The sequence below is a fragment of the Paraburkholderia jirisanensis genome, assembly GCF_054782355.1.
Map to the genome: position 1 here is coordinate 235,141 of NZ_BAAGSQ010000002.1, position 16,333 is coordinate 251,473.

12 protein-coding genes are annotated in these 16,333 nt (G+C 56.1%); 5 read left to right on the forward strand and 7 right to left on the reverse strand.

The genetic code is table 11. The annotated features are described in order from the left end of the window. The first annotated feature begins 96 nt into the window (after positions 1 to 96). Both glmU and glmS read left to right on the forward strand, forming a co-directional pair. Positions 97 to 1,455, forward strand: a complete 1,359-nt coding sequence (gene glmU, locus ACYVNQ_RS01495) for a bifunctional UDP-N-acetylglucosamine diphosphorylase/glucosamine-1-phosphate N-acetyltransferase GlmU (protein ID WP_460900364.1) — start codon at positions 97 to 99, stop codon at positions 1,453 to 1,455. Positions 1,456 to 1,527: 72 nt separating this feature from the next. After that, on the forward strand, positions 1,528 to 3,345 hold the full coding sequence (glmS, locus tag ACYVNQ_RS01500) for a glutamine--fructose-6-phosphate transaminase (isomerizing) (RefSeq protein ID WP_460900365.1): 1,818 nt from the start codon (positions 1,528 to 1,530) through the stop codon (positions 3,343 to 3,345). A 168-nt stretch (positions 3,346 to 3,513) separates the two neighbouring features. On the opposite strand, the gene ACYVNQ_RS01505 is transcribed toward glmS, so the two are convergent. The 4 genes from ACYVNQ_RS01505 to ACYVNQ_RS01520 all read right to left on the reverse strand — a co-directional run bounded on the left by ACYVNQ_RS01505 (position 3,514) and on the right by ACYVNQ_RS01520 (position 9,342). Beyond that, positions 3,514 to 6,219: a P-loop NTPase fold protein gene (locus ACYVNQ_RS01505; RefSeq protein WP_460900366.1), complete on the reverse strand. Its 2,706-nt coding sequence runs from the start codon at positions 6,217 to 6,219 to the stop codon at positions 3,514 to 3,516. Positions 6,220 to 6,497: 278 nt separating this feature from the next. Continuing rightward, entirely contained in the window at positions 6,498 to 7,343 is an 846-nt protein-coding gene (locus tag ACYVNQ_RS01510; RefSeq protein WP_460900367.1) for an HNH endonuclease family protein, read from the reverse strand. Further along, positions 7,340 to 7,990 (reverse strand): OmpA/MotB family protein, encoded by a 651-nt coding sequence (locus ACYVNQ_RS01515; RefSeq protein ID WP_460900368.1) that lies wholly within the window; start codon positions 7,988 to 7,990, stop codon positions 7,340 to 7,342. The genes ACYVNQ_RS01510 and ACYVNQ_RS01515 overlap by 4 nt, the downstream gene beginning before the upstream one ends. 44 nt (positions 7,991 to 8,034) lie before the next feature. Further along, positions 8,035 to 9,342 carry a hypothetical protein gene (locus tag ACYVNQ_RS01520; RefSeq protein WP_460900369.1) on the reverse strand — a complete coding sequence of 436 codons (1,308 nt, stop codon included), beginning with the start codon at positions 9,340 to 9,342 and terminating at the stop codon, positions 8,035 to 8,037. 380 nt (positions 9,343 to 9,722) lie between these two features. Here ACYVNQ_RS01520 and ACYVNQ_RS01525 point away from each other — a divergent pair, with 380 nt between their 5' ends. Beyond that, on the forward strand, positions 9,723 to 10,331 hold the full coding sequence (locus ACYVNQ_RS01525; protein WP_460900370.1) for a DUF4145 domain-containing protein: 609 nt from the start codon (positions 9,723 to 9,725) through the stop codon (positions 10,329 to 10,331). A 71-nt stretch (positions 10,332 to 10,402) separates the two neighbouring features. On the opposite strand, the gene ACYVNQ_RS01530 is transcribed toward ACYVNQ_RS01525, so the two are convergent. Then, a complete protein-coding gene (locus ACYVNQ_RS01530) occupies positions 10,403 to 11,968 on the reverse strand; it encodes an integrase (RefSeq protein WP_460900371.1) in 1,566 nt (521 codons plus the stop codon). A gap of 280 nt (positions 11,969 to 12,248) precedes the next feature. After that, positions 12,249 to 12,491 carry a SymE family type I addiction module toxin gene (locus ACYVNQ_RS01535; protein WP_460900372.1) on the reverse strand — a complete coding sequence of 81 codons (243 nt, stop codon included), beginning with the start codon at positions 12,489 to 12,491 and terminating at the stop codon, positions 12,249 to 12,251. 767 nt (positions 12,492 to 13,258) lie between these two features. Here ACYVNQ_RS01535 and loiP point away from each other — a divergent pair. Then, complete coding sequence (gene loiP, locus ACYVNQ_RS01540; RefSeq protein ID WP_460900373.1) at positions 13,259 to 14,011, forward strand: metalloprotease LoiP; 753 nt, start codon at positions 13,259 to 13,261, stop codon at positions 14,009 to 14,011. A gap of 66 nt (positions 14,012 to 14,077) precedes the next feature. On the opposite strand, the gene ACYVNQ_RS01545 is transcribed toward loiP, so the two are convergent. Further along, on the reverse strand, positions 14,078 to 15,169 hold the full coding sequence (locus ACYVNQ_RS01545) for a type VI immunity family protein (protein ID WP_460900374.1): 1,092 nt from the start codon (positions 15,167 to 15,169) through the stop codon (positions 14,078 to 14,080). 252 nt (positions 15,170 to 15,421) lie between these two features. Here ACYVNQ_RS01545 and ACYVNQ_RS01550 point away from each other — a divergent pair, with 252 nt between their 5' ends. Further along, complete coding sequence (locus ACYVNQ_RS01550) at positions 15,422 to 16,315, forward strand: fatty acid desaturase (RefSeq protein WP_460900375.1); 894 nt, start codon at positions 15,422 to 15,424, stop codon at positions 16,313 to 16,315. The last annotated feature ends 18 nt before the right edge of the window (positions 16,316 to 16,333 follow it).

The following is a 16,333-nucleotide window of genomic DNA, read 5'->3' on the forward strand; positions in this document are numbered from 1 at the left end:
CGAGCGCAAACGCCTTGTAAAAGCCGCCAAAGTGGCGTTTTACGCAAAGGTCGCGTGCTAGAATTGCGCACTCCAAACTCGTCCAACGCCCACGACATGAACATCGTGATTCTGGCGGCAGGCACTGGCAAGCGGATGCGTTCTGCTTTGCCGAAAGTGCTGCATCCTCTGGCCGGCCGGCCGCTTCTCTCGCATGTAATCGATACCGCTCGTTCGCTGCAACCGACACGGCTGGTCGTCGTGATCGGCCACGGCGCCGAAGCGGTGCGAACAGCGGTAGGCGCGCCCGATCTGCAATTCGCCGTGCAGGAACAGCAGCTTGGCACGGGCCACGCGGTCCAGCAGGCACTGCCATTGCTCGACCCATCCGTACCGACGCTGGTGCTATACGGAGACGTGCCGCTCACGCGTGCAAACACGCTGAAGCGTCTGACCGACGCAACCGGCAGCGGCTACGGCATCCTAACGGTCACGCTCGAAGACTCCACGGGCTACGGCCGCATGGTGCGTAATGCCCAGGGCAAGGTCGAGCGCATCGTCGAACACAAGGATGCCACGCCCGAGCAGCACGAGATCCGCGAGATCAACACGGGCATCGTGTCGATGCCGACCGCGCGCCTCGCCGACTGGCTGGCATCGCTGAAGAACGACAACGTGCAGGGCGAGTTCTACCTGACGGACGTGGTCGAACTGGCCATCGAAGCGGGCTACGAAGTGGTGACGACGCAGCCGGACGAAGAATGGGAAACGCTCGGCGTGAACAGCAAGCAGCAACTGGCTGAACTCGAGCGGATCCATCAAGGCAATGTGGCCGACGCGCTACTGGTGGGCGGCGTGACGCTGGCCGACCCCGCGCGCATCGACGTGCGCGGCACGCTGACCTGCGGCCGCGACGTCTCGATCGACGTGAACTGCGTGTTCGAAGGCGACGTCACGCTGGCTGACAACGTGACCATCGGTCCGAACTGTGTGATCCGAAACGCAAAGATCGGCACCGGCACACGCGTCGACGCGTACACGCACATCGAAGGCGCCGAAGTCGGCGCCAACGCCGTGCTCGGCCCATACGCCCGCTTGCGCCCGGGCGCGACGCTGAACGACGAAGTGCACATCGGCAATTTTGTCGAAGTGAAGAATGCGGTGATCGGGCGCGGCTCGAAGGCGAACCACCTGAGCTATGTTGGCGATTCCGACGTCGGCGCGCGGGTGAACATCGGCGCGGGCACGATCACGTGCAATTATGATGGTGCGAACAAATTCCGCACGATCATCGAAGACGACGTGTTTGTCGGGTCCGACACACAGCTGGTGGCACCGGTGCGAGTTGGGCGGGGGGCGACGATCGCGGCCGGCACGACGGTGTGGAAGGATGTCGAAGAAGGTCTGCTGGTGCTGAACGACAAGACACAGACGGGCAAACGCGGTTACGTGCGCCCGACCAAAAAGAAAAGCTGACGGGAAACGTGCGCGTGGGCAAGGCGATTCACGCGCGTTTCGGAACCCAACTCTGCAAAGGAACAACTAGCTATGTGCGGCATTGTCGGCGCGGTTGCGCAACGAAACATCGTTTCGGTATTGATTGAAGGACTGCGGCGCCTCGAGTACCGCGGCTACGACTCGTGCGGCGTGGCCGTGCTGGCGGGCGGCGAGCCGAAGCGGGCGCGCAGCGTGGCGCGGGTGGCGGATCTCGACGACCAGGTGCGCGACACGAAGCTGGAAGGCGTGACGGGGATTGCGCATACGCGGTGGGCGACGCACGGCGCACCGGTGACGAACAACGCGCACCCGATCTTCTCGCGCGATGCGCTGGCGATCGTGCACAACGGGATCATCGAGAACTACGAGCAGCTGCGCGAGATGCTGCGCGGCAAGGGCTACGAGTTCGTGTCGCAGACCGACACCGAGGTGATTGCGCATCTGGTGCATAGCCTGTATCGCGGCGATCTGTTCGCGGCGGTGCGCGAGACGGTGGGGCAGCTGCATGGCGCGTATGCGATTGCGGTGCTGCATAAAGATCAGCCGAATACGGTGGTGGGCGCGCGTCAGGGTTCGCCGCTGGTGGTGGGGGTAGGCGAAGGCGAGAACTTCCTGGCATCGGATGCGCTGGCGCTGGCGGGCAGCACGGATCGTTTTATCTTCCTCGAAGAAGGCGACGTGTGCGAACTGACGCTCGACGGCGTGCGCATTGTGGATCGCGAAGGCCTGCCGGCGCAGCGCGAAGCGCGGCAGGTGGCGGCGTATGGCGGCGCGGTTGAGCTTGGGCCGTATCGCCACTTCATGCAGAAGGAAATCTTTGAACAGCCGCGCGCGATTAGCGACACGATTCCGAACGCGGATGCGTTTGATGGATCGCTGTTTGGGGAAGGGGCGGCTAAGGCGTTTGGTGAAATCGATAGCCTGCTGATTCTGGCTTGTGGGACGAGCTATTACTCAGGGGTGACGGCGAAGTATTGGCTGGAGTCGGTGGCGAAGATTCCGACGCAGGTGGAGATTGCTAGCGAGTATCGGTATCGGGATTCGGTGCCGAATCCTAAGGCGCTGGTGGTGGTGATTTCGCAGTCGGGGGAGACGGCGGATACGTTGGCGGCTTTGAAGCATGCGCAATCGCTGGGGCATAAGCATACGTTGTCGATTTGCAATGTGGGCAGTAGTGCGATGGTGCGGCAGACTGAATACTCGTTCTTGACGCATGCTGGGCGGGAGATTGGGGTTGCTTCTACTAAGGCTTTTACTACGCAGCTTGTGGCGCTGTTTGTGCTGGCGGTGACGCTTGGGAAGATGCGCGGGCATGTTAGTGATGCGCAAGAGACGGATTACATCAAGCAGTTGCGGCACTTGCCGGCGGCGCTGAATAGTGTGCTGGCGTTGGAGCCGCAGATTATTGCTTGGTCGGAGGAGTTCTCGCGGAAGGAAAATGCGCTGTTCCTGGGGCGTGGGTTGCATTATCCGATCGCGCTTGAAGGGGCGTTGAAGCTTAAGGAAATTTCGTATATCCACGCTGAGGCTTATCCGGCTGGGGAGCTTAAGCATGGGCCGCTGGCGCTGGTGACTGAGGCGATGCCGGTGGTTACGGTGGCGCCGAATGATGCGTTGCTGGAAAAACTGAAGTCGAATATTCAGGAAGTGCGGGCGCGGGGCGGTCAGCTTTATGTGTTTGCGGATGCTGATACGCGAATCGTTAACGACGAAGGCTTGCACGTGATTCGGATGCCGGAACACTATGGTCTGCTGTCGCCGATTCTGCACGTTGTGCCGTTGCAAATGCTGGCTTATCACACGGCTTGTGCACGTGGGACCGACGTCGATAAGCCGCGGAATTTGGCGAAGTCGGTGACGGTGGAGTAAAGCATCTGTGAATCGAAACCGAAACTATCCTTAAGCGCACCGTTGTGCAAAGCTCAAAGTTTCCCAACTCTGCGCATCCCGGATAAGAACTCTGTCGCACAGATTCAGCTTTGCTGACCTGTGCGACAAAAAGCCAAAGCAACGTCTCAATGTGTACCGTATCAGGTATCACGATGCGGAGATTTGAGGTGTTGTCATCGCAACTGTCGCCAGAGCATGCTCCGTGAACTCCGTGCGAAGATCGATGTCGGGAATATACATTTCGCCAAATTTCGCTAGCTCAGTATCCAGAGTGCCATCGCGGATGAAGCGCTTGCAAAAGGAATCAGTTCTCGCAAGCTGGAGTACCAAACTCCTCAGGAAGTTCGTCAAGCCCCTTTGGGCGCAGATCGGCAATACCTCAAATATCCTTATATTATCAAGGGACTGAGCAAAAACTTCGGCACGCTTTTCGTCTAAAGTCAGTTGTCCACTTAGGTAGCTTGTTACGATGCCCAAACCCGTGTGAGCATATTTGCTAGCAATGGGTGATGCTGATGCACTTAAAGAGAGAATGCCGTCCGTCGAAAAGATGACAAGAAGGATTATTTGCGCGAGTCCCTCATTTAATAAGGAGGAGGCTTGGTAACCGCCGATCGCTTCAAGGAAAGTATTTGTTGAAAGCTGCTTCAGATACGGTTTTGCGCGATCGCGATCGAAGTGAAACAAAAACAGAGCGGCATTAATGGTGACGCCCACATTGTTCCCCGGTCGCTGCGAATCCGCGGCAACAGCTCTCGCAATTTCATCGAAAAATTCGCTATGCCCGTGCTCTACGTGATACTTCAATAGCGCAAGCGTGTTTGGACGAGTCTGAGAGGACACTTGCCCCATGAGCCACGCGAAGTCGGAATCTGTTCCGCCAGAACTCCGGCAGCAATCAAGCATCCATGCGAACTCGCTAGGCGCAAGCTCTTCGCAGATACACGACCACGCATCGGAATCAACGGGCAATGGAATTTTCTCAAAATCTTCAGCACGTACAAGTGGTCTTATCTCATCAAACAATAGGCATGTCTGAAAATTCGGTAGCCAAGATCGCCACTTCTGAGATAACTCCTTCTCACGATTCACAAATGAAGCCTCCGAAGAACCGTCGCCTCCCCTAAGCATTCGGATTATCGTATTGGCTGTTTCATGGCTATCGATGGAGATATCTAGAAGTGCGCGCAGACCACTGCTCAAGTTGGGATTGCCTAGGCGAAGTACCTTCCCTGCTTCGAATGTTTCGCGTATCACGGTTCGTAGATGCGCAATTGCTGTCAAGCTTAGCTTTGGCTTCCCCTCAGTTCCCGAAACGAACGGGGCTAATGCTTTTACAGCCTGCAGTAAGCGCTCTTGTTGTTTTTCAAGCTGAGTTAACCCTTCGCGGATATGCCTATCAAGCACATAATCGTTGGCTTTGCTGCTGTTCAACAATGCCTCAAGTGCATCAGAATTTCCATCGTCTAGCGCTGACTCGAGACGTGGTAACACTGTAAGGTATGACGCTTCCTCAGGTGTGCTCGCTCGGTGATGCAACATATTGAATGTTTCTTCGAGCGTGGGGACGCGAAGAATACTTCCGACGACTTCAGGAATTTTCAAACCGCTGGATTCGAATTGCGAACCATAGAGGATGTACGCTGCGAGGATTGAAATGCTGACCTTGTCTTGCCACTCCAATTGAGCTACAACTAGCTCGTTGACGAATGACACAATCGCTCGAGGAGTCACCTTTTCAGAGCGGATGGATTCATACAAACGCAGAATTTCGTCGAAGTCGCCGGTGACATCCTCTCCGAACGCTGATGTGAGGGACGCATGAAGGTAGTTCTTCCACGAATGCAGCATAAGTGGCGGTAGAGAGAGCTTCAGCTGGAAAACTTTCTCGAAAAAATGGGGTTCCGCCTCGTTAGCGCTATTCTTACTAGGCGTCGCATGGAGCATCCGGTTTTCGTCTGCAACAGGCACAATTACCCATAACTTACGTAATGCGTCAGGACCGACAAATTGCGGGCTATCAAGAAAGGAGCGAAGTAAAGCCCAAGCCGAACGCGTTTCGGCTAAATCGATCCGGTCGAGATTGTCGACGACAATAACGAGCCGTCGCTCGTCGCTCTTCAACACGGCATTGACAAGTTCCTTGAAAGTGTTTTGGAACTCGATCGAGGTTGGCTCCGGATCTTCTCGTACTTCGATCGTCTCCTCGTCAGATGAACGGCGCAATAGCAAAGACATCGCGCCATCTGAGAGAAGATGAAGAGCGGCGAAGACGATGATCGCTACTGCTATGATCAAGGCGGTCAATGGGATTCCTCCCATGCTCAAAGAAATCTTTTTTTCAAGCTCGCCGAAAAAAGGTGCGACTACGCCAAGTCCGACCAGTGCAGAGAGCACTAGTTTAGACATGGGAGAGAATACTGGTATGGACTTTTTATTTGAAGTCTTAAATCGACGGCTCAAACGGTTTAGCGTTTGCGTCCAGTAATCCACGCTTTCGTTACCGATACCGCGCTCCCTAAGCCATTGAGCGTCCGTGAGTCGCGTTACAAGGCTGGATAGAAATGCGCGGCGCATGGGATCGCCGGAATGTACCCACGCATCATAAAGAAAGACAACTATGTCCAAAGATGGGGCGGCGTGATAGCCGTCTGAATTTTTCTCGAGGAGGTTCGTTAATATTTTTACGACAGTCGATTTCCCTGTGCCCCATTTCCCGTCAAGTCGTATGGTTTGTCCGCCGGGTGACGTTCGGACAAGTGAAGCAATGGTCCGCGCGATTCTTTCATGCGCACCGCCAAGAGAGTCGTCAGAAGACGGCTCGTCAATAAGCACATTAGGTGTGGTTTGCATCGTTTTTGGTGGTCAATTTTTTGACGTCTCTATAAGCGACGAGCAACGCATGACTCTAAGTGCTACGCGGCAAACGAAATCTGCACATGTAGCCCGCTGCGGGCGCGCTTCTCTCTTGCTCGCAACTGCCACGTACATCTCGAAAGTCGCGCGATTGCGATGCTTGATTCGTATTCGAAACGCGAAATCTAGAGTTGAGTCGATCGGGCAGACCTAAACTGACGATCGACATGACACAATCGGTGTGTCCAGTCAGGGTCTTTTGGCTCAACACGTGCCTAGCGATATCGATTAACAAAATCGCGGTACTCTGGAAGACCCTTCATGTGCACATGCAGCGGCTCGTTTGCATGGCAGCCGATACACAGGACCTCAAGGTTTCCGTCACTATTGTCATGCTTCTGCCCGTTCCGATGATGCACATGTAGATATTTCGATTGAGCACCCGCCAATACTATGCTGCACTTCCCGCACTTGAAGCCACGCTGGCTGCGCGTTCTAGCGGACACGTCGCTCCAATCATCGGTGTAGGTATTGAGCGGTGCTGTATCTGACATATGCTTCGGCACGGTTGACAGCAAATCTTTAGGGTATTTGGAAAAGAACTCTGAAAGATTGAACTGGTTGACAATAGAAATGCGGCTGGGGCGTGCCGTTTGCATGTCAAAGCCTTTCCAGCGAATGTGAGCAAGGCAGTTCTGGCAGACATCCAATCGGACTGACTCGGAAGCTACGCCACTGTCCAAGACGTTTACCTTAAACATGCCCGTATCCGAAATGGCCACGACATACCGGTCTGACCGGTGATTCCTATACATGGTCTGAAGCGTTCGGCAGTGCGCAAAATGATACTTTGGCATGCTCCCGCGGGTTCCGATGGACGGAATGTCTCTGATGTATACCAAGACGCGGTAGCCCTTATAGGCGAGCGTGCCGTCCTCCAGCACCTGAATTTGGTCAGCAGTAACATCGATGCCCGCGCCTTGCAGCCTGTCGATTAACGGCAAATCTATCTCAGTGACTATATGTTCGGCACCAAATCGATCGATTAATGGTGCACCCATCCTGTGCCGCAGCCCGTTAAAAGCTGACCAAATCAGAAAGTCAGGTAGCTTGATCGTCATTTTTTCAGCTTCTGAGCGATAAGATCCATCTTGTCGCTGGCATTAGTAACAATGCGAAACTCGACGCGTTGGTTAGCAATTTGTGCCGCTGCCGAATGTTCATCTGGGGATATCGGGTGCGAAGACGATAGGCCGTTTGCAGTCACGTGCTGAATCAGCCACTTCTCTTTCGATTGCACCTTTTGAAGTGACAGAAGGTATTCGAGTGTGCTGCGAGTACGTGCCTGCGACAGCTCCATGTTTTTGAAATACGCCGTGCGTTCGTCACCGGTGCCCGTCCAAGCCGCGCTCGTATGCCCCTCAATGCGGATCTCTTTGACTGCGTCCTTAAACTGCGGTGAGGTGAGCAGCGCCACGTAGCGAGGGAAGAACTGACCCAGTACCTCCTTGAAGCGCGGGCGAAGATCCGATGACCCGGTTGCGAATAGCACGGTCGGATCATTGAACCTGATGGTCATGTCGCCAAGTATTTCCGCGTTCCACTGCTTGAGGTCTTTTTCAAACTCTTTTTGCAGCGCTAGCTGCATGTCCTTCTTCGTTGTCTCATACTCTTTGACGACGAGAGTCGTCGTCTTCTCGACACGAAGCATGAACGCCGCGGTCAAAAGCATGAAGACCAACATGAGGCCGGTCATCAGATCGGCCATCGGTATCCAATACGACTGATTGCTTTCCGAGTCCACTATTCACCTCACGCCGTACCGGCAATACGCACGACTTCACGCAGGCGGTCGGTAAGCGGCGTGTAGTCGGCCACAAATTTTTCAGACAACGATGCGAGTTGCCGGCCGAGCGAATCGAGACTCTTGTTGAGTTCTTCCTGCAAGCCCTTATCAAGAGCGACGACGCTTTGACGTACCGCCTCCATCGAACGCGTCAGACCGTCGTTCACTTCCGTCTGAGACTTTCGCAATGTATCGGTGAGGAGCTGCTTCATTTCCGAAGACGAGGACTGCATTTGCGCACCAAGGTTTTTGACGATGTCAGACACGTCGGCCTGCACTTTAGCCACGCCTTGCTTCATCGATTCAGTCATCTCATCGACTTTGCGCGAGAACTGCGGCGTAACATCCTTCATTTGAAGCAATACCTCAGTCATCGAACGCTGCGACTGATCGATCAGCTGGTGTTGTTGTGCGAGGCCACGCAACGTGGATTCGAGAGCTGCCGCGGTGGCGGCAAATCCACCTGCTCGTTCAATAAAGACGCCGAGACCTGCAGATGCACTCCGCAGGTCCTCTGCCGTGCCTTTCTGGAGCGCCTGGAGCTTGTCCAGTTCTTCCTTGTATTGCTGTTGCCAAACGACAAGCTTTTCGACCGCAGAGTTGAGATGACGGAAGTTCTCGCCGAACTGCTCGCTGATCTTCGCGTTGAAGTCACGGATGACCTCTTTCAGTGCCTCAATGAGCGCCTTCGAGCCGTCTTGAGACATACGCTGAGCGAACGTATCGAACGACGAGCGGAGTGACCGTAGTTCGTCGCCTTGCTCTTGGCGCATCAATTTGAGCTGGGAGAGCAGGCTGCCTTCTTCGGTCCCAGACAGGCTGCGCTGCAGAGCTTGAGTCGCGGCGACGACGTCATCGAGCGTAGCCGACTTCGGTGCACCCTCGGTCTGGGGGATCGGCGCCTTGTGGGTATAGTGCCTATAGCGAAGGACAAGTGAGCCAAACACGCCACTCACGGACGCCCAAAATGCTGTCTTCACGCCCTCGAGTAGATGCGGCACACTATCCGAGACGTTCGTCGCGTCAAAATTCAGCAGCGCCAAGGCGATACTGAAGAAACAGCCAAGGATACCGACGGTCGTCAGTATTTCAGGGCCGTGCGAAACAGAGAAGCGGTTAAATCGGTGAAACCCGAAATACCACGTTAAAACGAGGTTCGCTCCGACAAAGAACATCGTCGGACCGTCGGTCAAAATTGCATAGACCGAGCCACTTGCGTAGGCACACGGTGCCAGCAGGATGCCTAAGAGGCAAATTGCGATTCTAAACTTCATTGTGAATTGGTCTCAATGTGGTTCTGTTGTATGCGAATTGCATACACCCCTGGATCGAGGCTTATCGCCAATAACGACTGCCTCCTGCGGTCGCCGACGACATAGTCCTCTCCTTTTTTCTTTCTTGAAATTGAATTCTCTCAGAACTTGGCGAGTTTGCCTGTTGTCGTCGAAGAATCAGTCCGCTGTACGTTGGTTTCACCCGACATGCGTCAAGACTTGCCCGGGATAAGTCGAAACGACCACGCCTGTTACATTCATTCCTGGCTCAGACCCACACATGACAATGTCCGGGCGAGTCGTACCATTGCAAATGCGGAATGCTGATTTGGGTGCCAGACACAAAGAGAAAAACGGTTTGACGGTCAACGAGGAAACTCATGAGCGAAAATCAAATTATCGTCATCGACTGTCCGCAGTGTGAGGTGCGTGTAAAGTCCGGTGCGACTACTTGGGTGGGCAACGCGGAGGAGCAGGCTTATGTGCTTGTTGAATGTCCTTCTTGTCAGCAACCGCTGTTCGGCACGACTTCCGTTTTCAGAGACCAATACGGCAACTGGGGATGGGATACCGCTGAGCGCTTGTGGCCGGCATCAGCGGTTTCAGATCTTGGACCTTCGGTGCCCGTGGCCGCGCGGCATGACGTGAGCGCGGCCAACAAGTGTTTCAGCCACGGAATTTATCCTGCTGCGGCTGTTATGTGCGGACGTGCGCTCGAGCGACTCATCAATGAGAAAACCGGTAAGTCGCAGACCCTTGCTAAGGGTCTAGCCGAGTTGAAGACACGAGGCATCATTGACGATCGCCTTCACGATTGGGCTGATGCGTTGCGCGTCGAACGCAACATCGGAGCACACGCGTCTGACACCGAGACGACAAGGGAGGATGCTCAAGATATCATCGACTTCACGATCGCAATCTTCGACTATGTCTACACACTCGCGGAAAAGTATGAGAAGTACCTACGCCGTAAGTCAAAGGGGCAGTGATCAAGCATTGCTCAATGCTGCGGCGTCCGTATACATCTGACACCTGCTGCTTCTTGCTCAGCGGCATTCATTTAGCCGTTCTCCAGCAGATCTACGCAATCCAGTGGCGCCTCGCGGCTGACCAGCGCGAGGGCCAAATTGGCCTTCGCAACGAGCTCTAGCGGCTTCAACTTTTGAACGTAGTGTCCATGCACGATGCGGTCCATGCCGGCACCAGCAAGTTTGGCTACGGTACGGAGACTGGCCGTAAGCGCCACACTATCAAGCCGACCTCCATGAAGGATGAGGTTTCTCTGCCGATAAAGCCTGTGAAACGAGTCACCAATAGCATCGCGGATAGTTTGCAATTCAGGTCCTGGATTCTCAAGCAACTTCGTAAGCCGAGCCACCGCCGCTTGGTCTTCCACGCTAGTCATGTCCGGCAATCGCCCATCGATGATCATCTTGGCAACAATGCGAGAGCGCTCCCGATTTGTCTCCACGCCCTCAAGCTCAGTGCATTGCTCTGGATGCTCGCGCTGTGCGCGATAAGACAAGCTTGTCAGTTCTGCGCGTGGAAACGAGCAGGTGACCAACGTTGCTAGATTGTCCGCAGCACTGGCGCGATCGCTAGGATCTGCGAGTAATCCTTCGATCGCACCCCAACCGCCGGCCACTGCTGCCGGAGCAGAAGTTCCTTCCAGGTGGGCGAGCAACTCTAGCGCAGCGTCCACACTCTGGCTCACGTCCGCAGAGAAAACACGATCCTCGCGAAACAGTTCTCTGACTCCTACTTCTCGGGAAGCCCCTTTCATAGGCGCAGGTGCGGCACAACCCTTCACCCCAAGCATGGGCACACGATTGAGCTGCTCGCCGGTGGCAACAAGCGCGCGTGCTACGTGGCGATCAGACTCGCTTCGTGCTGCTTGCGCCGCGCCAATTGCATCTCTGGCTTTTACCTTCAAGACTATCGCGGCAGGGGCACGTACTCCGGCCGTATCGAAACCGTTTTCCTTCAGCCACGTGATGACAGCCACGCCTCGCAGCCACGAAGGGGGTACCCCGTTAAGCATTGCGGGGATGGTTGTGAATGCCAGCAACACCTCGAATTCTCGGAGAGGGCTTGCCAACATCTCTGCTTGAAGTGCGTCACAAAGTTGCGGCAGCGTGATCGGTTCTGGCGCATCGAGCCGCGCCTTAATAAAGTCACGCAGATACTGACCAGAAAAACCTGCATCAAGCAAGTACGCAGCGACGCTTCGAGCGAAGTGCTCGACAGTGAATCTGCCTGCGGCGACTGCGCGGCTCCAGCGTGTTAGGTAGTCCGACGAGATGCAAACGGAAAGCTCTCGAAGCCCGAAGTGGGCCGCACCTTCTGCACGTGGAATATGGTGCAACTGCTGACGAAGGAACTGTTTCTCTGCTTCGGTGAAGGCCGGGTGCATGCCGGCTCGCTTCTGCAGGGACGACGCCATTTTCTTGATTGCAGCTTCGCTGAGATGTCCTTGTCGCAGGGCAGTGCATGCCTCATACAGTTCCTCCATCGCCAACACGATGCCAACGCCCCATAAGGACCGGAACCAAGGTTTTCGTTCTGAGAGAAATTCAAGGAGGCGCACAACTGCGGACTTCTCCAGCGGATTGACAATTTTAGGCACGTCGGATATCTTGTGTTTTCGGCCAATTGATGTTGGCTCACCGTCTAAGCGGGGCGCGACCCGAAAGGAAACGGCAGCGTAGCTGCTCAATCTCGTAGGCTTAAGCCCCCACCTCTTAAAGGCCTCGCATTTGCGAGGCCTTTTTTCTAAGCGAAATCGGATGGCGCAACGAGAGTATGTGCATCCAGCACTGTGCTAAGCCCCGCAAAGCCACGCCTTGCGGGGAGCCGTCACGCGGTTGATTCAAAAGAGAGAGGCATCAGTCTCCAACTTCGATCGCTCAAGCCGGCGTAATCACCAACTTCCCCTGACTCACCTCCACACGGGCTTTGCTCGAAATCGCAAAGCCAGCTCTCTCGAGCCATTGCCCGGAAAGACGAATCCAAGGCACATCCGGACCGTCCGGCTTGTAGTCGAGATGGGGCGGGTAACACAAAGGAACTTGCCACCGTTGGTGTTTTCTCGCCACCGTCAAGATTCGAACAGAAACATCGCTTACTGCTTTATCATCGGCCTTAGCCATGATCAACTCCTGTCTGAGTTGGTTGTGGTCAGCGGGTCGTTTGGGTTGCCGCCCATGCGGCCCGCGCTTCTTCTCCTCCATCTCTCCTTGTCGTCAGGTCTTCCCTTAGAGACCCGCTCTGATTTAGTTAGCGTTCCAACGTATTTTCCGTGGATGACGACAGAGTTGCAACAGGTATTCCGTCAGAAACCGTGTCCTATATCTTTTGGCTAGGTTTACGCGGTGTCGCATCTCAAATTGAACGCATGGTTGCCAGACGTAGCCTTCGTGTCGATCATCGCGCGTGTCTCTGTCCCGACGGATGTGTCCCATCGGTCGACGAGCGTGAAGTTGTCGGAGCAAGGTAGTGCGATGAGATCAGCCGTCGGTCGCGACGGACTACATGAGCTTTCTGAAAATGCCTTGTTGCATCGTGAGGACGCGGCCAACGCGCGTGCGCGTTTTGTGACGCATGGCTAAACCGCTATGTTCCGTGGATGCGGATGCAATTCCGCGTGACCGTGCAGCTTCCCGTCAACGACAACCGGGCACAGGGCGGTGGCGCCAGCGCTCACTTACCTATCGTCGATTCCTCGCGCTCTTATGCATATTCAAGCTACGTAAGAGTTTGTCAAAATATCCTTTCAATATGCTAAGAATGCCTACCGATCAGATATTCTATTACCGCCCGTCTGAACGGAGCGACCGGGGTGCGTCATTCTGAGTGCATACGCGATGCATGGCGCAAACGGATGATTGCCAATAGCAACCACCAAAGGACGTTCGACATGAATACAATCCGCATTGCTCTGGCTACCGCCGCGTGCGGCGTGCTCGCCGCCTGTTCGGGGATGAACCTCGATCCGAATACCCTCGCTCAATCCGGCTCACAGGCACTCCAGGCCGCGTCGCTCGCCGACGCCGACGTGCGCACGCTGTCCGACAAATCGTGCGCGAAGCTCGACTCGGAAAACCAGATCGCACCCGCTAACAGCCCGTACACGAAGCGCCTGAACACCATTGCCGCGCAACTGGGCAATAACATCAACGGCGTGCCGGTCAACTACAAGGTCTACATGACGAAGGACGTCAACGCGTGGGCGATGGCGAATGGTTGCGTACGTGTCTATAGCGGCCTGATGGACATGATGACGGACAACGAAGTGCGCGGTGTCGTCGGCCACGAAATGGGACACGTCGCACTCGGTCACACGAAGAAGGCGATGCAAGTCGCGTATTCGACGTCGGCGCTGCGTTCGGTAGCGACGTCGGCGGGCGGCGTCGCGGGCGCGATTTCCGCGTCTCAGCTAGGCGACTTTTCTGAGAAACTGATCAACGCGCAGTTCTCGCAAACGCAGGAAATGGATGCGGATGACTATTCATTCGATATTCAGAAGAAAAAAGGCCAGGATCCGTCTGGTCTTGTCACCGCGTTCACCAAGCTTGCGAAGCTTGATGGTGGAAAGTCGAGCATCCTGAGCTCGCATCCGGCTTCGGCAGCGCGGGCGCAGCACATTCAGCAGCGGCTCGCGTCGAATTAGTAATGCGGTTGGCAGACATTGTCATGCAGAACTTCGTCTGAACAGACCGTTGATGCAAGGCTTGCGTCAAGCCGACGGAAGTAGTCTCGGCGTATCCAGAACCGCGGCCTTTGCAAGGAGCAGCGCTTGCGGCGACACGTCGAAGCGGCGCAGCCATGCATCGCTGCTTGCCGGGGTGTTGTAGACCGGTGCGTCGCCGTTAGCTGTGCCTCGCTGCAAACTGCTCACACTGTCCACCAGAATTGCCCGCAAAGCCGCGTTCAACACGACGTACGCTGGTGGAGCATCAGTGGATTGATCGTCGCTGCGAGAAGTACCGGCCTGCGGAGTGACGCCGGCGCGAATAAGCAAGCCGCGAGCGCAGCACTCAAGGGCAAACCAATCCGGTGGCAGCTCGGATTGCAGCACCTCGATAGCGCCGACACGCTCCAGCATTGCGTCGTCTATGAGCGTGAGCCAGTCCACCGTCTTCAAATGTTCGGTTAGCTTGCGGACCTTCATCGCCATTGGGTCACCAATGTCTACGCCGGGTCCCAGCTGCTGCGCCATGAAATATTCGCTGCTTTCGTTCTCCGCGCGGCCGGACGGCGAAAGATTTACAGCGAGGCCGGCATGCCCATGCACGGCGTCAAGGGCCGTGGCGAACTCCCGGAAAAGGTTCACGAATGCCTGTGGGTTGTCGCGGACAAATGGTACCGGCAGCGTGAACACCAGTACGTCGAGCCCACGCGTTCCGAGGTCCGCCTGAAACTTCTCGAGGCAGAACGATCTGAACTCGTAAAACGATGCGTCCTTGGCGTTTTCCCCTCCGACGTAGACTGCATCGAATCCCTCGTTGTCCCGCACCCGTTTCGCCAGTGTCGCCAGCGTTGGCGCCATGTCGACCGATAAGGCCGGCCGGCCGTTGAACCAAAGCCACTTGACTGGTGCGTCGTTACTGCCAGCAGCCTTGCGCGCGAGCTTGATGTACTCGTCGAATGCCCACGCAAGTGTCTCGCGCTTATTGACCGTAAAGCCGCCTTTGAAATACAGGCACGCGCGCACGATCACGGCAGCGCCAACGCCTCGGTGAGCGTGTCGAGGCTCAAAGATCGCATACGGAAGTGTTCCTGCTCGTTTGGGATCTTTAGCCCACGCTTCGAACTCGTTGCTGCTCATCGTTTGGGTGACTCACTGGTCAAGGTACCGGGAGAGGTACCGGAGGCGCGGGTAGTCCGCCTACGCTGAACAAGGATGCGTAGAGAAGCCCATCAAAGAAGCGGCCGAAGGCTGCCAGCCTGCCGCCCGCGATCGTAATGTACACTCCCCCGACACACGGCAATCAGCGAACCGCGGCTTCCCACCGCCGATCAACGCACGCACCTGTCAATGCCCATCACCACGCTCCCGACACCCGCCGAGCTCGCCCGAATGCTTCCATTCATCGGCAGCGCGCGCCCATGGCGGCTAGTGCGTTATGCCTGCATCGACTGGCTCGGCATTTTCGCCTGCTGGTTCGTAATGGCATCAGCACCGAGCCTGCTGATCCACGCAATCGGCATCGTGCTGATAGCCGGGCGGCTGCAGTCACTGGGCGTAATTCTGCACGATGCCTGCCATCTGCCAACGCGTCGCATGACGTCGCCACTCGCACTCGTCGACGCACTAGCCGGCTGGCCAATCGGCTCTTCGATCGCAGCGATGCGTTATCACCACCTGCGCCATCACCGCGCCGTCGGTACAGCCCAAGACCCCTACCTGCACCGACTCGCCGCTCGCGGCGGCTGGATTCGCCGCGCGATGATGTTGCGCGGCGCATTGCTCCCGATCTGGTGGCCCTTGCGCGCGCTGACTTCTCCGTTCGCGCTGCTTTTTCCCGCCTATCGGCCTCTCTACGCACGCGGCTTCATGCAGGACCGTTCGCGTAACGACCTGCGTCAACATCCCGAAGTGATCGCCTGCGCGAAACGTGACCTGCCGCATTGCGCGGCGTATGTGCTCATGATCGCGGCGATCACCCATTGGAATCTACCGTTCTTCAGCTACTACGGATTGCCGTGGATCCTCGGCGGCATCATGAACGCGAACCGCGTGCTTCAGGAACACGAGCACGAGACGATCCCCGATCGTTCGCCCGAAACGGTCTGGCGCATGACGCGTACGCTCACGCTGGGCTGGATAGGCAAGCTAGTGCTGTATCCGCGCAATATCGGCTTCCATCAGGTCCATCACGCGTATCCGGCGCTGGCGCTCGAGCATCTACCAGCAGTGCATCGTCATCTGCTAGCGCAGACGCTAGCCGAGGCGGTACCACTGCACCGCTGACACACATCAGCACCTTCC

Excerpts from the sequence above, each read along its gene's own strand:
- ACYVNQ_RS01545 (WP_460900374.1), bottom strand. The coding sequence starts at position 15,169 with ATGAGCAGCAACGAGTTCGAAGCGTGGGCTAAAGATCCCAAACGAGCA.
- ACYVNQ_RS01510 (WP_460900367.1), bottom strand. The coding sequence starts at position 7,343 with ATGACGATCAAGCTACCTGACTTTCTGATTTGGTCAGCTTTTAACGGG.
- ACYVNQ_RS01535 (WP_460900372.1), bottom strand. The coding sequence starts at position 12,491 with ATGGCTAAGGCCGATGATAAAGCAGTAAGCGATGTTTCTGTTCGAATC.
- ACYVNQ_RS01525 (WP_460900370.1), top strand. The coding sequence starts at position 9,723 with ATGAGCGAAAATCAAATTATCGTCATCGACTGTCCGCAGTGTGAGGTG.
- loiP (WP_460900373.1), top strand. The coding sequence starts at position 13,259 with ATGAATACAATCCGCATTGCTCTGGCTACCGCCGCGTGCGGCGTGCTC.
- ACYVNQ_RS01520 (WP_460900369.1), bottom strand. The coding sequence starts at position 9,342 with ATGAAGTTTAGAATCGCAATTTGCCTCTTAGGCATCCTGCTGGCACCG.
- glmS (WP_460900365.1), top strand. The coding sequence starts at position 1,528 with ATGTGCGGCATTGTCGGCGCGGTTGCGCAACGAAACATCGTTTCGGTA.
- glmU (WP_460900364.1), top strand. The coding sequence starts at position 97 with ATGAACATCGTGATTCTGGCGGCAGGCACTGGCAAGCGGATGCGTTCT.
- ACYVNQ_RS01505 (WP_460900366.1), bottom strand. The coding sequence starts at position 6,219 with ATGCAAACCACACCTAATGTGCTTATTGACGAGCCGTCTTCTGACGAC.
- ACYVNQ_RS01550 (WP_460900375.1), top strand. The coding sequence starts at position 15,422 with ATGCTTCCATTCATCGGCAGCGCGCGCCCATGGCGGCTAGTGCGTTAT.
- ACYVNQ_RS01515 (WP_460900368.1), bottom strand. The coding sequence starts at position 7,990 with ATGGCCGATCTGATGACCGGCCTCATGTTGGTCTTCATGCTTTTGACC.